Annotated in this window: 11 protein-coding genes; 4 read left to right on the top strand and 7 right to left on the bottom strand. The window is 50.8% G+C overall.

Features of this window, described 5'->3' with window-relative positions:
• Positions 1 to 4 precede the first annotated feature (4 nt).
• On the bottom strand, positions 5 to 541 hold the full coding sequence (locus tag ACZ5ZZ_RS05890) for an SRPBCC family protein (RefSeq protein ID WP_464141701.1): 537 nt from the start codon (positions 539 to 541) through the stop codon (positions 5 to 7).
• A gap of 246 nt (positions 542 to 787) precedes the next feature.
• Here ACZ5ZZ_RS05890 and ACZ5ZZ_RS05885 point away from each other — a divergent pair, with 246 nt between their 5' ends.
• On the top strand, positions 788 to 2527 hold the full coding sequence (locus tag ACZ5ZZ_RS05885) for a tetratricopeptide repeat protein (protein ID WP_464141698.1): 1740 nt from the start codon (positions 788 to 790) through the stop codon (positions 2525 to 2527).
• Positions 2528 to 2583: 56 nt separating this feature from the next.
• On the opposite strand, the gene ACZ5ZZ_RS05880 is transcribed toward ACZ5ZZ_RS05885, so the two are convergent.
• Both ACZ5ZZ_RS05880 and msrB read right to left on the bottom strand, forming a co-directional pair.
• Complete coding sequence (locus ACZ5ZZ_RS05880) at positions 2584 to 2841, bottom strand: hypothetical protein (protein ID WP_464117586.1); 258 nt, start codon at positions 2839 to 2841, stop codon at positions 2584 to 2586.
• Between the two features lie 142 nt (positions 2842 to 2983).
• Positions 2984 to 3511, bottom strand: coding sequence for a peptide-methionine (R)-S-oxide reductase MsrB (gene msrB, locus ACZ5ZZ_RS05875; protein ID WP_464134298.1), 528 nt, complete (start codon positions 3509 to 3511; stop codon positions 2984 to 2986).
• Between the two features lie 214 nt (positions 3512 to 3725).
• Between msrB and ACZ5ZZ_RS05870 the strand changes: the two genes are divergently transcribed.
• Genes ACZ5ZZ_RS05870 through ACZ5ZZ_RS05860 form a run of 3 tightly spaced genes read left to right on the top strand, consistent with a single transcriptional unit; the run spans position 3726 to position 12078 of the window.
• The gene (locus ACZ5ZZ_RS05870) at positions 3726 to 3989 is read left to right on the top strand and encodes a hypothetical protein (RefSeq protein WP_464141695.1); all 264 of its coding nucleotides are present in this window, start codon (positions 3726 to 3728) and stop codon (positions 3987 to 3989) included.
• Positions 3982 to 7935 (top strand): tail fiber domain-containing protein, encoded by a 3954-nt coding sequence (locus ACZ5ZZ_RS05865; protein ID WP_464141693.1) that lies wholly within the window; start codon positions 3982 to 3984, stop codon positions 7933 to 7935. The genes ACZ5ZZ_RS05870 and ACZ5ZZ_RS05865 overlap by 8 nt, the downstream gene beginning before the upstream one ends.
• 15 nt (positions 7936 to 7950) lie before the next feature.
• Positions 7951 to 12078 carry an LVIVD repeat-containing protein gene (locus tag ACZ5ZZ_RS05860; protein WP_464141691.1) on the top strand — a complete coding sequence of 1376 codons (4128 nt, stop codon included), beginning with the start codon at positions 7951 to 7953 and terminating at the stop codon, positions 12076 to 12078.
• Here ACZ5ZZ_RS05860 and ACZ5ZZ_RS05855 read toward each other — a convergent pair.
• The 4 genes from ACZ5ZZ_RS05855 to ACZ5ZZ_RS05840 form a co-directional block, all read right to left on the bottom strand.
• Entirely contained in the window at positions 12068 to 12559 is a 492-nt protein-coding gene (locus ACZ5ZZ_RS05855) for a hypothetical protein (protein ID WP_464141689.1), read from the bottom strand. The two genes, ACZ5ZZ_RS05860 and ACZ5ZZ_RS05855, sit on opposite strands and share 11 nt — an antisense overlap.
• 128 nt (positions 12560 to 12687) lie before the next feature.
• The gene (locus ACZ5ZZ_RS05850) at positions 12688 to 13110 is read right to left on the bottom strand and encodes a DUF4288 domain-containing protein (protein ID WP_464134288.1); all 423 of its coding nucleotides are present in this window, start codon (positions 13108 to 13110) and stop codon (positions 12688 to 12690) included.
• 103 nt (positions 13111 to 13213) lie between these two features.
• Positions 13214 to 13684, bottom strand: a complete 471-nt coding sequence (locus ACZ5ZZ_RS05845; RefSeq protein ID WP_464134285.1) for a c-type cytochrome — start codon at positions 13682 to 13684, stop codon at positions 13214 to 13216.
• Between the two features lie 14 nt (positions 13685 to 13698).
• Positions 13699 to 14544, bottom strand: coding sequence for an SDR family oxidoreductase (locus tag ACZ5ZZ_RS05840; protein WP_464141687.1), 846 nt, complete (start codon positions 14542 to 14544; stop codon positions 13699 to 13701).
• Positions 14545 to 14628: the final 84 nt, after the last annotated feature.

Raw genomic sequence — 14628 nt, 5'->3', positions numbered from 1 at the left:
ACTCCTAATGTCTGGGACTGCCAAGATACTTCTGCAGCTTATCAAAAGACTCCGCCCAACCCTGAATACAGTCGCCATGATATTCATTTGGAATTCCCTGCTGAAACAGTTTCAACTGACTGGTTTGACTGTCAAGGGATTCAAACTCCAGTGTGATGTAAGCCATCTCTGGCCAAACCCCAGGCATATTGGCTTCCTTGGCTGAAATCGCATCCCCCTTCCTGTCGGCAAACTGATCGGTCATGACAATGCGCTCGTTTTGAATGATCTCTTCAAAGTGGCCGGTCATACCACCAGAACTAGATTCATAACCTTTCATGTTAATGAAGTACCTGCCGCCCTCGCGAAAATCGATCTCCACCTGATCCGCATACATTCCTTGGGGCCACCACCAATGCTTTAAACTTTCAGAGGTTGTGAATGCCTCAAAGAGCTGCTCGACAGGCACCGGGAACTTTCGCTCCACTTCCAACAACCTCGCATCAGGGCTGGAGTGTTTGTGTCCTGATGACGATGTGGGCTTTTCTTGCGCGGTCCTCATAGATACTCCTTTGGTGATCTGGTTCTTCAGCTTCTCGCAGTTTTGCGAGGTTGGCTAAACAAAGAACTCCTGGTTGTTGTTTGACTCAAGTCCTGACCAAGCTGTTGTGGATTAATGAAGGATCCGATTATTCAGATTTCCTCACGCCCTAGAACCCCCTCTTAGACTAGGTTTGCGGCGATTCCTGTCTGATAAAAAGCAAAATGTTATAAAGTTTTTTACACTGCAACCTGACAAGGAGAACTGATGCTTCCATCCTTCAAGACCCCTGCGAGTATAGCCCTATTACTGACTCTCACTGCGTGCAGCAGCTTACCCAAGAAAGAATCCTCAATCCCCGACAGCAGAGCAGAAAACTCAACCATCAACACACGTTCGCAGGCGGACTACAATTTTATCTTAGCAGAAGTTTCTAGCCACGAAGGAAAACCCGAGCGCTCCATCGAGCTCTTTGAAAAAGTGCTGGCGATGGATCCCGTTTCCCCAACAGTGCACATGCGGCTGTCGGCAGAATACCTCAAAGCCGACAAGATGGATAAAGCCATCTTCCACGCGCAACAAGCTGTGCTGCAAGACCCGAAGAATATTGAAGCTCACCTCTTTCTCGGGGGCCTCTATTCAGCCGAGAAGCTTTACGACAAAGCGATTTCACAATACACCCTGGTCCTGCGCCTGCAGCCTGAAAATGAGGAGGCACCCGTCTATATTGGCTCGCTTTACGCCGACAAAAAGGACTATAAAAAGGCTGAGCAGTTTTTCAAATCTCTGTTGAATAATCCCAACTATGAAACCCCGCACGTGGCTTACTACTATCTGGGCCTTATTCGTCAGGATCAAGACGGAGTCAAACATCAGGTGGCCGCCGAAAAGGCATTTAAAAAGTCCCTGGCACTTAAGCCGGATTATGAGGATGGCGTTGTCTCGCTGGCAAACTTTTACTTAAAAAACAACGACCGCACCAAGGCTCTGGCTTTGTGTCTTGAGTTCCAAAAACAAAACCGCTTCAATCGAAGTGTCGCCGATATCATCGCGCAAATACACATTGAAAGCGGAGAAGCTGACAAAGCCTATGAGCAACTGGAAGTCATTGCCGGGAACTCGGAGGACTCTTTGGAGAATCAGATGAAAATGGCCCTTCTTCTGATTGAACAAAAGCGCTTTCACCTGGCCGCTGCCAAGTTGAAGGACATTGTAACGAAGTCTCCGTCTGCGGATTCAGCCCGCTTTTATCTTGCCGCGGTCTACGAAGAAACCGGTGCGGTGGACAGTGCTATTCACGAATACATGTTAGTGCCTCCATCCAGTGCCCACTTCAGTGAAGCCGTAGTGCATGCGGCCCATCTGCTCAAAGGCCTCGGAAAAATCAATCAGGCCCTGGATGTCACTGAAAAGGGCTTAAAAACGAAGGCCGATCAGCCTCAGGTTTACACCATGTATGCCTCTCTGCTGGATGCCAAGTCTGACTATCTGGGGGCCGCACGAATTCTGGAAGAAGGATTAAACAAGTTTACAAAGAATGTCGCCCTGCTCTTTCAACATGCGTTGATGTTGGATCGACTGGGCCAAAAAGACAGTATGATCGCACAAATGAAGAAAGTGCTGGAGCTTGAACCCAATCACGTTCAAAGCATGAGTTATCTGGCCTTCACTTTGGCAGAAATGAATCTACACCTTCCCGAGGCGGAAAAGCTGGCTCGTCGTGCTTTAGAGCTGGAGCCCACAGACGGTTATGTTCTGGATACGCTGGGATGGGTTCTGTTCAAGCAAAAAAGATTCGCCGAATCCATCCAGGTGCTGAAGAAAGCCTATGGTTATCAGTCTTCAGCCAGCATTATTGCCGAACATCTGGCTGACGCCTACGTGATGGAATCCATGACCGAAGAAGCTAAAGCCATGTACAACAAAGCTGCCGGCCTGACCACTGATGAGGCCCGGACCCGCCAGATACGGAATAAGCTTCTGAAACTGAGCGCCAACAAAGGTTAGATTGCAATTTGAAATGTCACAAAGGGGGCTCCAAGCCCCCGCCGACAAAGTCATCCTTACGGCTTTCTTGGGCGCACCGTCTGCCAGGAACAGTTCGTCACTTGGCAGACATCTTCGCTCAAACCGAAGTTGCAACGATACAAGGCATTTTCCGAAGCTTCCTGCTCACTCATCCCTGCACCACTGAATTTCAGCACGGTTCCGTCTTCAGCGACTCTTTGAGCCGTGCAAGCATGCCACTCATATGGCAAAGCGCCGGCCCAGGTCTGGAATCCACCAAGTAACAATCCTAAAGTCAGGGCAATTTTTTTCACTTCAGTCTCCTTCTGTTCAAAACGAACGTCCGAAAACAGAAATATTTAGTTTTGCTCCTTTGATCCATTAAAAAGAAAGAAGGGTCAAAATATGACCCTGTGAATGCCAGATTATTACTTGGAATGATGCAGAGTCGCCTGCTTACTTTTTCTTTCCTTTTTCTTTCTTAGGGAAAAGCGACAGGTAGCGACCGTACCCCTTGGCTTCCAGTTCCTCCACCGGAATGAACTTCAAAGCAGCCGAGTTTATACAAAAACGTTTGCCACCTTTGTCTTTGGGGCCATCATCGAACACATGCCCCAAATGGGAATCGGCCTTCTTCGAGCGCAGCTCCGTCCGTTCTACAGACAGTTCGCGATCAGGCCGAGTCACAATGGCGCTGTCATCGATGGGTTTGGTAAAGCTGGGCCACCCCGTGCCGGAATCATATTTGTCCGTGGAGCTGAAGAGTGGTTCTCCGCTGACGATATCAACGTAGATGCCCTCTTTTTTATTGTCCCAATAAGCATTGTCGAAGGGTCTTTCCGTCGCAGCCTGCTGCGTGCACTGATACTGCATGGGGGTCAGCATTTTCTTTAACTCAGCGTCGGAAGGTTTGACATATTCTTTTTCCTGCGCAGAAAGTGTTCCGACGCACACCAGACTCAAAATAAAAATCAAAAGCTTCATAAAGACCCCACCTCTTACCTTATCAGTGTAGGCATCCCCGCCCGCAAAACCAAGGTAAAGGTGCACGCCGACCATCCACTTTTATTGCTGCATTGTCATCCAACAGATCCCTTTCACAAAATTAATCCGAATTTACACCGTGGCTTTAGGTAAGGACTCAAATTCTCCATTTGGGTGACTATTGGCACCTCTACGAGCAACCGAAAACATGAACATGGAACGGTTCTCGCTTTTTCATCTTAATTTGACACTCTTGGCAGCCGCAAGTGGCTTGCTGATGGCCTGTTCTCTGGATGCCAACATCCAGGACCTCGCAGCCAACAAGACACTGCCTGCAGAGATCCGCCTTAACAAAGATTTTCAACAATCTGAAGTTTCAAGGTCAGGACACTACGAAGTGCATGGTCAAGTCGGTGAAGTGGCCGAGAAAAAAGTCAGCGGACAATATGTAATTGAAGGGGTGATAGTATATGAATAAAACGACCTCATTCCTTGTCTCAGCTCTCACTGTCATGGCTGGCGTTTCTGCCCAGGCAAACAATGGCAACAGGGGCATCACCTTTCAAGGGGTCATCAAAGACACGCTCAACCCCACCAGTCCGAATTTTCCATCGTCTCTGTCTAACGTGATTGTGCAGATCCTGGGGGTCCGCAGCGATGGGAACTCTTGTATTCTTTGGCAGGAGATGCACACCGGCGTTCAGATTGAAAAAGGATATCTATATCTGGTGGTGGGAAAAGGAACGAAGTCACCCATGCCCTCGCTGACTTTCGATGAGGTCTTTGATGACAAGCCAAAGACAGGACTCACCTGCTCAAATGGCTTTACCGACTACGCTCCGAGCTCCACAGATTCCAGAAAACTACGTATCGTCGTCAACAGTCTGGGAATCACTGCCGACTTCAACATGCGTGCGGCCCCTTATGCGATTCGCGCTGAAAAGTCCGGCGACGCTGATAAACTGGGCGGGAAAGCTGCTGATCAGTTCCTGACTGTGAACACCCCGACCGGGCTGACTCAAGGAGCGGCAGAGGCGTGGTTTTCAAGCACGGTCATGGCCGAACTTCTTGCCGGAACTTACGCGGCCTCTACTTCAACAACAGCAACCAATGTCACGGGCACAGTCGCCATTGCCAATGGGGGAACCGGTGCCACTTCCGCTGCTGCCGCAAGAACTAATTTAGGTCTTGGTCCTTTGGCCACAATGTCACCCACGGGAACAGCGGATGCCAGTTCCTATCTTCGTGGTGATGGAAGCTGGGCTTCCCTTCCCTCGGCTCCCACTCTGGCCGGAGATGTCAGCGGAGCCCCCGGCAGCAACACAGTCCATAAGATCAAAGGGACCGACGTGAACGTCACCGCCCCTGCGACCGGCCACTTCTTTCGTTTCGACGGAGGAGCCTGGATCAACGGCGCTCTGACGGCGACTGATGTCCCTTCTCTGGATTGGTCGAAGATCGCCTCTGGAAAACCCACAACTCTGAGCGGTTACGGCATTACAGATGCTGTCAGTAAAAGTGGTGATACCATGGCAGGTCCTCTGAATATGGACAGCCAGAATCTGACCAACACAGGATATATTTTGATGAGTCCGCAGCGCGCGCTGGGTCTTGGTGTGTATACAACCATTCAAGAGGCCGCTCTGGTCGCAAGTCTGACGGCGGCCCACGAAGGTTACACCTGGTTCAACTCAAATGAAAACACGATCAAGTTCTGGAACGGATCGACGGCGCAGGCTTTGGGACTGGCTGGTGCTGGCATCACTTCCATCGCAGGACAAACCGGAGGCTCGCAGTCTCTCGCTGTGGGAAGCGCCGGAACTGAACCCGGCTGGAGCTCTTCTGCCAACACGCACACTCTGAATATCCCCATGGCTTCCACAGCTTCTGTCTCTGCTGGTTTGATCAGTCGCTCTGATTACGATACGTTTAGCGCCAAACAACCTGCTGGAAACTATGTCACGGCCCTCACTGGGGATGTCACAGCCTCCGGGCCTGGCTCTGCGGCCGCCAGCATTGCTGCCGGAGCTGTAAACTCGACAAAAATTCTGGATGGATCTGTGGTAAAAGCGGACCTGGACTTCAGCGGCGTCAACACAGCAACGACCCAGATCGCTTTAGTCGATGTCACTGGTAAGTTTACTGAACTGGGATGCTCCACCAATGGACATCTTTTGACGTGGACTGCTGCGGGCTTTGCCTGTCAGGCCCCCACGCCTCTACTGCCTTCACTTGCCACGGCGAACATCTGGGTCGGCAACGGCTCCAGTGTTGCCACCGCAGTCAGCATGAGTGGTGATGCAACCTTGAATTCTTCCGGCGCACTGACTCTGGCAAACTCTGGAGTCGCCGCAGGAACTTATTCCAAGGTCACTGTCGATACCAAGGGACGTGTCACCTCCGCTGCCAATATTGCTTCAGCGGACGTGACCACAGCATTGGGGTTCACTCCGGTCAACAAAACCGGCGATGTGATGAGTGGTTCCCTGGGACTGGGTAATTATACCAACACCACCGAAGCCACACTTATCGCCGGATGGGGTGTTTCAGATAAAGGAAAAACCTGGTTCAACACTTCCACCAATCAAGTCAAATACTGGGACGGTTCTGCCGCTCAGGCTTTGGGAATCTCGGGCGCGGGCTTGACCTCACTGAATGGACAGACCGGATCGGCTCAAACCTTCGCAACACCAGGAACGGCGGGCACCGTGCCGGCCTGGTCTTCGTCTGCAAATTCTCATACCTTGAACATCCCTCTGGCCTCTGCCACCGGGGTTCAAGCCGGTCTGATCAGCAAAGTCGAGTTTGATATCTTCAATGCAAAACAACCCGCTGGCAGCTATATGACTGCGTTGACTGGAGATGTGACCGCGACCGGTCCGGGTTCTTCTGCTGCAACGATTGCCGCCAATGCAGTGACCACAGGAAAAATCGCAGACGGCACCATTTTGGGAACGGATCTAAATTATACTGGCGTGAATACGGCCACAACAGGTTTGGTAATGAAAGATGCCACCGGGAAGTTCTTCAACTTCGCCTGCTCTACCGCTGGACATGTGCCCACGTGGACAGTGGCGGGATTCGCCTGCCAAGCTCCTGCCGGAGGAACCGTTACGGGGGTCACCGCCGCAGCTCCACTAGCTAGTTCGGGCGGATCTTCTCCGGAAATCTCGATTGCCAACGGATCGACCTCTGGGCAAACCCTGCGCTGGAATGGTCTGGCATGGCTGGCGGCAAAACTTTCCAACGCCGATATCACAGGTCTGGGAAGTCTGGCCACTAAAAACTCCGTGGACTTAAGCTCGGCAGATGCCACCGGTACACTGGCGGCGGCACGCATGCCCGCCTTGACTGGCGATGTGACATTAACAGCTGGAACAACCTCAACTGCTATTGCTGCCAATGCAGTGACTACAACGAAGATCAGTAACCTTGCCGTCACCGATGCAAAAATCAATGATCTTGCGGTGAACAAAATCACCAGTGGTGCTGGCAAGTACTTCACCTATGCACCGAACAACGTGGCCTGCACCAACGGTCAAGTTCTAACGAAAACCGTTAATGGTTGGGAGTGTGGATCCGCCGGAAGCTCGGGCACCGTCACTTCCGTGGCCACTGGCACGGGACTCACCGGTGGTCCCATCACCTCCAGTGGAACAATATCTTTAGCGAACACCTCTGTGACTCTGGGCTCTTATGGAAGTGCCACGCAGGTTGCAACTTTCACGGTGGATGCCCAAGGACGCCTGACGGCCGCCGCCAACACCACCGTGACGCCGGCCTGGTCCTCGATCACTTCAAAGCCGACAACACTTTCGGGATACGGCATCACAGATGCGGTTCTTTTGGGGGGACAGGCTGGCGCCATCAGCCTGGGAAGCACGAATGCTAATGATCTTTCCTTTAAGACCAACAACACCGCACGCATGACCATTAACAGTTCAGGAAATGTCGGAATTGGAACCGTCTCCCCGGCCAGTGCACTTCACGTCGTGGGTGATATCCAGTTCACTGGAACTCTGACAGATATTTCTGACCGTCGATTAAAAAAGAATATTCAGCCCATCCACTCAACTCTGGAAATGATTCGAAAAATTCCAGTTTATTCTTACATCATGAAAGACGATCCTAACGGGCGCACCGAGTACGGGGTGATGGCTCAGGACATGATGGTTCTTTTGCCAAATCTGGTAAAGCAGGTTGATCTTAATGGAAACTATTATGGTGTGAACTATATCGGCTTGATTCCATGGACTATCGGAGCCCTTCAGCAGGTCGATAAAAATACTCGACGTGATATCGCCTCGGTTCAGGAAGAGAACAAAGAACTCAAAGCCGCCGTAAAGGACCTTGAGGACAAAAACAAAGAACTGGAACATCGCCTCTCCGCGATTGAAGCGCAATTCAGGAAACTGCAGAAATAACAGGAAGATTCTCTCATGAAAGCTCACGTTGCCTCCTTCCAACAGTTTCTCCGACCTCTGATCACCGGCCTGTTTGCCGCGGCTGCGGTGCTTTTATCAACTCCTGCAGCACTCGCTGACTGCGCCTCGCCAGCTGCTGTGGCTGGGGCCATGGATTACTTTACGGCCACCGCAGAAGTTAAATATTGCAACGGCACAAACTGGGTGTCGACAAAGTATGGCGGGATTAAAGGCGTGGCGGCGCTGTTGGATACGGATTCCTCCCGTTTGAATGCCAGCAAAATCGCAGTCTTCGGAAATTACGCTTACTTTGGTGGGTCTTCACAAAGCGGAAATGTCTACATTGCCGTTTATAACATTTCCGATCTTGCCAATCCGACTTTTGCGGGCAGTTACGAAGGCCCGGCAGGAGCAGTTGAATCCCTCACCACCGATGGAAGCTATCTCTACGCAACAAATGCCTCGACCCTTCGAGTGCTTTCGATCTCAAATCCGGTGGCTCCGACCCTTGTAGGCAGTCTCAACAACACATACCTAAGCACCAGCCAACTCGTTGTCAGCGGAAACTATGTCTATGCCATCAGTAGCAGACTGGCGATTGTGGATGTCTCAACCAAAGCCACACCCGTGCTTACATCCTCGCTTTCCCATGCCAGTTTTAACTATTCATCTGGACTGGCTGTTTCCGGAAACTATGCCTATGTCATTGGAAATTCCACACGAAACCTGATCATCGTTGATATTACCAACAAAAGCGCCCCGTCCGTTACTGGATCTGTGAATTGCTCGTCCTGCTCCAGCCCCAAAAGCATCGCCCTTTATGGAAACTATGCCTACATTGGAAATACGGGTGGCTCGTCCTCAGAGCCCTCTGTCATCAACATCACCAACAAGGCAGCTCCGGCCCAGGTTGGAACCATTTCCAATGTTTACTGGATCAACGACATTGTCGTAAAGGGCAACTATGCTTATGCGGCCTCAGACGCAGGTGATTTCTATTCACTGGATCTGACAAATCCGACCAACCCCACCGTGCTACAAAAAATCATTGTGACCAGTTACATGAAAGGTCTAAGCAAGATTTCGTATGATGGAAACAAGCTCGTCGGGGTGGCGAGCTCCTCTGGATTTATCGCAACTCTGGATCTGACCCCTGTCGGCATGCCGAAACCTCCGGAGTCATTTAAAGTCTTCTCAGGCGACTCAACTTATTCGCAAGAGCTCCACATGGCCGGCAACACGGTGGTGACCATGGATTCCTCCGGAGGTCTGTGGACCTATAACGTCAGCGATCCGGCTGCCATGTCTTTCTATGGCAGAGCCAAGGTTCCCGTCAGCAGCAACTTGTTCTTCACCGCCGCCTATTTTGATGGAAGCTATTTCTATATTGCCGGCCCCAATCAATCCAGCATCTTTATCTATGATCTGATCACTCCTTCGGCCCCAACCCTGGTGGCCGCTTATTATCACTCAAGCCTGTCTCAGGTCATGGCACTGACCAGAGTCGGAAGTTACATTTATGCCGCCAGCTCTTCGGGCCTTGTGGTCTTAAATGCCACAACGATCACGGCGCCGACTTATGTCACAACCGTCAGCCCTACTTTTTCCTGGCCGAAAGAGGTTCTGGCTTCCGGCAGCTATCTGTATGTAATCGAAAGCAGTTATCTAAAAATATTCGATATTTCAAGCCCTGCGGCCCCGACCCTGGTGGGCACCTTAAATGACATTTCCAACTTGTCCTCGGCCAGAGATATTGCCGTATCCGGAAACTATGCTTATATCATCACGGGAAGTGCCCTGGTCATCGTTGATATCACAACGAAGTCAGCCCCCTCTTATGTGGCAAAAACCACCTCGGTCAACTACGCCGACAAGGTCGCTATCTCGGGGAACTATGCCTACACCACGGGACAACAGACTAACATTGTGGATATTTCAAATCCAAACGCTCCCGTGCTGAAAAGTTCTATTTATTGTGGCAACTGCGCCGGCATCGCCGTTTCGGGTTCCACCGCCTTTGTGACCGACAATGGCATTCCTGGAATTCGCTCTTACAACATCAGCAATCCCTTGGCGATCGCACAGCTTAGTACCATCGCAACACCGGCAGACTATGAATCGATTCAGCGAATTGCCATCAAAGGCAATTACGCTCTTACCGGCAGCTCTAGAACGACCTCGATCACGGTCACTGAGACGACCAACGCCACCAATCCCACCATTGTCGCCACCTTAAAAGACAGTAAACTTGCGGCTCTGGGAGACCTCGTTATATCCGGAAATTACGCCTATACCGCCGCCAGCGGACACTTCACAGTCATCGACGTCACGAATCCGGCAACCCCATCAATAACTGGTTTCCTTTCCCATGCCACGAATCTGGCTTCCGGTCGAAGAGTCGCCGTTGCCGGGAACTATGCCTACTATCTTTCCAGCAACCGGTTGTCGGTCATCGATATCACGACCAAGTCGGCTCCCGTGATTGCGGGAATGCTCACGCACGCCAATCTTTCTGATTGCCGGGGACTGGCTTTGACGGGAACCTACGCCGTGACCCTTTGCGCCTCCACGAAACTTCTGGTCATCATCGACATATCCAATCCCGCGGCCCCCATCATTGCCGGAACAACCTCGGCGGGATCTTACACCGACGCCAACACCGTCGTGATCAGCGGAAACCATGCTTTCATCAATGACAGCAAGGTCAAAGTCTTCGACATCACCAATAAAACCGCGCCGCTGCTCAAGATCTCGTTTGACGGCATTGCCGGATGCTCTGGGTGTGTTCCGGCAGAAATGCATATTATTGGGTCAAACTTATACACGGTCGAATCCAAAATCACAGTCTGGGACATCAGCAATCCTCTGGCACCGGAACAGCTGGGATCCCCAATAAACACCTCCACAAATAGCTATCTTTCGCGAGTCAGCTTTTCAGCCAATCGACTGATTGCCTCGGACTCGAATGATACTTTTTATTTGTTTGAAATCATATCCCTGCCAGCTCCACAAAAACCTGTGTCGGTCGTATCGCTGGCGCCTCGACTTCGCGGTGCCTCAGCAGTAAAAACCGTCGGCTCAACCGCGTTTGTACTGGCTTCGGGACAATTGACCGTCGTGGATATTTCAAATCCGGAAAGCCCGGCCATCACGTCCTCGTGGTCACATCCGCGCCTGTTTGGCGCCACTCGTCTGGAGATTTCCGGGAACCACGCTTATATCGGGGAAGTCCCGTCTTATGGAATCAGCATCCTGGACATCAGCAATCCGTCCAGCCCGCAGTTCCTGGTTAAGAAATTTTCCAGCTTCTCGAACTTCTGGGGAGTTTCCAATCTGGCGGTCCAAGGCGGTCACTTGTTTGTCGTTGGCAACTCCAAACTGTCGGCAGTTTCGCTTTCGGATCTAAATAATATAGACATCGTTGGTTCCGTTTCCGGCGCCGTTCAGGGACTTTCCATTTCTGGCAACTACGCTTATTCGTGCAATGGCTCTGCGCTGTCGATCATTGATATTTCAAATCCTGTCGGCCTTTCGCTGACGTCCTTCAGCGATCCTTCCCTGAATACCTGCAAGGATGTCGAGGTTGTCGGCAACAGAGCCTATGTGATCACCACGACCAACAAGTCGCTGGTGATTCTGGATATTTCAACTCCGACCTCGCCGTCCGTGCTGGGGTCCATCACACACGCCACAAGACTTTCGGATTTGACCAGCCTCGAGGTGTCGGGAAATTATGCTTATGCTGTTTCGGGCACCGGAGATCTTACCTTGATTGACATTTCAGTGCCGGCCAATCCGGCGATCAACGATTACTATGACACTTCCGGGTACACCACTCAGGGGTTGTTGATTCCACCGTATCTTTATTCACCAGAGCAATCAGGCCACGCGTTCGAAGTGGTCAAAGCCCTGCCTTTGGTTACGCAAGGAGCTTGTACTGTGGCCGGAGTCATTGATTACATCGTGCCAAACAATGTTTATGCCTATTGCAACGGGTCTGTACTGATACCCATGGGCCCATCCCCTGGCGCCGGTGGTGCCGGATGTGCGACCCCGACGGCTTTAGCGGGAGCATTTAACTACAACAGCACGTCCAATAAAATGACTTACTGTGATGGGAGCACTTGGATCTCTATGGAGTAGGCGCAGAAGAAAGGATCCAGTGATGTTCATTCTTTGCCATGCGCAGTTCCCCAACCACAATCTGGCGGGGAATGGACTTGTCCACTTGATTTTGGATCACTTCGGCAATTTCATCCGCACCCAGGATCTTTTTTTCGTTGTGAGATTTCAAGAATCGATCGGCCAGATCTCGGGCTCCGGCCTCCGAAAGTACACTCAGACGGAAGCGGACCATTTTTTCTGTTTCATTGACGGGGACTTCTTCAAGCACCTCTGCTTTGGCCGATGCCAATATGGCCAAAAGGACGGTTTGCCTGTGCTCGGGGATGAAGTTCAATTGAGGCCCCAAAGCCTGCTCCAAAGTTCTTTTTTGCATGGAAACCGCCGAAGCCCGAACAACTTCCAGAAACTCTTTACGTTCCTTCCACTTGCGGTATCCGAAGACAGCCAAACCTGCTGACACAACCAGAACAACAACGATCCAATTTCTTTTGTGTTTCATATCACTATCTCAACAGAACTGCTGAAAGATGAAAAGAACAAACAGATTACAAAAAAAGGCCGGGGTTCCCCGGCCTTTTTATCTTCAACTTCCACGACGTTAGTTGTGGAGTCCGTCCCTGCGGGACATTAGAGGTAGGAACCCAATTCCTTGCTCATGAATCTTTTGCGCATTTTAATGGTGCTTTGTGTTTCCAGGCGTCCCAGCTTGCGGGCAATCAGATCTGCCTTGGAAGCTTTTTTCGTCAACACTTCGGTGGAGGCAAAAAGCTCAACACCACTATCCAGAGTCTCATAGAGCTCGAACACATCGCAGGCATTCAGATACTCTGTGCGAACCATTTGGTTTTCGAAGTTCTGATATGTGTACTGGCTGTATTCTTTGGCATCTTTTTCTGCCGCTTTGACTGCCGCATTGGCGTTTGCTGCCTGGAACAAAACCACACGCTCTTCAAGCAATTCCGCAAAGGCCTGCTTGCCTTTAGCGCTGGACTTACCCACAGCACGAGTTACATAGAGCGTTTTAACAGCAAACCATTTTTTATTTTTCATTGTCTTTTCCTATGAGTAGTTAAGCCGTGGTCGAAATTCGATCACGGCTCGACTATACTGACTCAGACCGCACCTCGTCAACAAACAAGGCCGGCCTTTGCTCCTAGGGTGTTCTGACTGTCGTATCCATAAAAGGACCTCGCGGCTTTTCACCAGGCGCCTGCCCCAGAGGAATTTGGTTGTCACTCGGCCCCAGCGACACAATATATCTGTAGAGCGCAATCAAATCCGACTCGGTCATCGCATTCAATGAGTACCACGGCATGGGAGGTCTTGTTTTCATGGCCTTGGCATACTTCACAAACTCTTGCTCTTTCATCCCCTGAACACGAGAACGGATATTGCTGGCATAAGTCACTCCCCACGGCCCCTTCCAGCCAGTGCGATCCCCCACCAGCCAAGCAGCCTCTGGGACTTTACCCCCTTGCATCCCATAGTTGGGAGTATGGCAGTCGTTACATCCCGTAACCATGACAAGATATCTTCCTCTTTCGATTTCTGCTGATTTCACCCCACTGCCGGCCCACAGAGGGTTTACCAAAAACAAACTCACTATAAGAATGACAATTTTCATATGACTTCCTTTCCTTATTTTTTCCAAAGCTGCACGGTTTCTTTCACAAAAGTTTCAAACTGCTTGGGGGGATGTCCCAAAATCTTTTCCTGCTGAATATAATCCAAAGCAGAAGCCCGTAATCCCTGTGCCTGGAAGAATTCATACATCTGCAACCAGTCCATCAAAAGCCACTCTGGCAAAAACTGCTTGTTAAAATCAAACCAGCGTTTTAGATCATCCCCGCCATACAAAATATCCTTCTTCAGATGGCGAGCGTAAGTGTCGCAAACATCCTGAACGGTCAGAGCCTCTGGCCCCACCAAAGGGAATATCTGCCCTACCAGATCCTCGCGCTTAACGGCGTTTGCCAAAGCTGTGGCAATATCATCAGCGTCCACCCGACTTAGACCAACATGGCCGTAAGGTTGCGGATAGATGCCATGATCCAGAAGGCTTTCTTTGAACCAGTAGTCATTCTGATAGAAGTTATTGGGTGCAATCGTGGTCCAGGGTAACCCCGACCTTACCAGCTCTTTCTGAATCTCGATTTTCGAAGCAAAGTGAGGAATGTGTGGCGCCCTGTCGACTTGATGGATTGACATAAAAACAATGTGTCGGACCCCCACCTTTTGCGCACAACGGACGACCCGCAGACTGTCCTCAGTTTCCGAGGTGCTGGCTGGTGTGATTAATACGAGTTTGTCCATCCCCACCAGGGCCTTTTCCAACGAGGGCTCACTGCTAAGGTCGAAATGAACTTGTCCGGCCATGGATGGTTTACGTGTGGCCTGATAGACTTCAACGTCAGACTGTGTCCGCAACTTTTCAACGACTCTGGAACCGACTGTTCCCGTGCTAGATGTTACTAAAACTTTCATGGAAAGCCTCCTGATACGACAGTACGGGAGTTCGCCGATCCAGTTTCCTAAATTTTTACTAAGTACTTCTGAAATAAATCCTAA

It is taken from the genome of Bdellovibrio sp. HM001, assembly GCF_055397275.1.
Note: the sequence above shows the minus strand (reverse complement) of the source record. Positions and strands in the feature narration are given on the sequence as shown.

Coding starts and splice junctions, on each gene's coding strand:
- ACZ5ZZ_RS05890 (WP_464141701.1), bottom strand. CDS start 541: ATGAGGACCGCGCAAGAAAAGCCCACATCGTCATCAGGACACAAACAC.
- ACZ5ZZ_RS05885 (WP_464141698.1), top strand. CDS start 788: ATGCTTCCATCCTTCAAGACCCCTGCGAGTATAGCCCTATTACTGACT.
- msrB (WP_464134298.1), bottom strand. CDS start 3,511: ATGAAGCTTTTGATTTTTATTTTGAGTCTGGTGTGCGTCGGAACACTT.
- ACZ5ZZ_RS05870 (WP_464141695.1), top strand. CDS start 3,726: ATGGAACGGTTCTCGCTTTTTCATCTTAATTTGACACTCTTGGCAGCC.
- ACZ5ZZ_RS05865 (WP_464141693.1), top strand. CDS start 3,982: ATGAATAAAACGACCTCATTCCTTGTCTCAGCTCTCACTGTCATGGCT.
- ACZ5ZZ_RS05860 (WP_464141691.1), top strand. CDS start 7,951: ATGAAAGCTCACGTTGCCTCCTTCCAACAGTTTCTCCGACCTCTGATC.
- ACZ5ZZ_RS05855 (WP_464141689.1), bottom strand. CDS start 12,559: ATGAAACACAAAAGAAATTGGATCGTTGTTGTTCTGGTTGTGTCAGCA.
- ACZ5ZZ_RS05850 (WP_464134288.1), bottom strand. CDS start 13,110: ATGAAAAATAAAAAATGGTTTGCTGTTAAAACGCTCTATGTAACTCGT.
- ACZ5ZZ_RS05845 (WP_464134285.1), bottom strand. CDS start 13,684: ATGAAAATTGTCATTCTTATAGTGAGTTTGTTTTTGGTAAACCCTCTG.
- ACZ5ZZ_RS05840 (WP_464141687.1), bottom strand. CDS start 14,544: ATGAAAGTTTTAGTAACATCTAGCACGGGAACAGTCGGTTCCAGAGTC.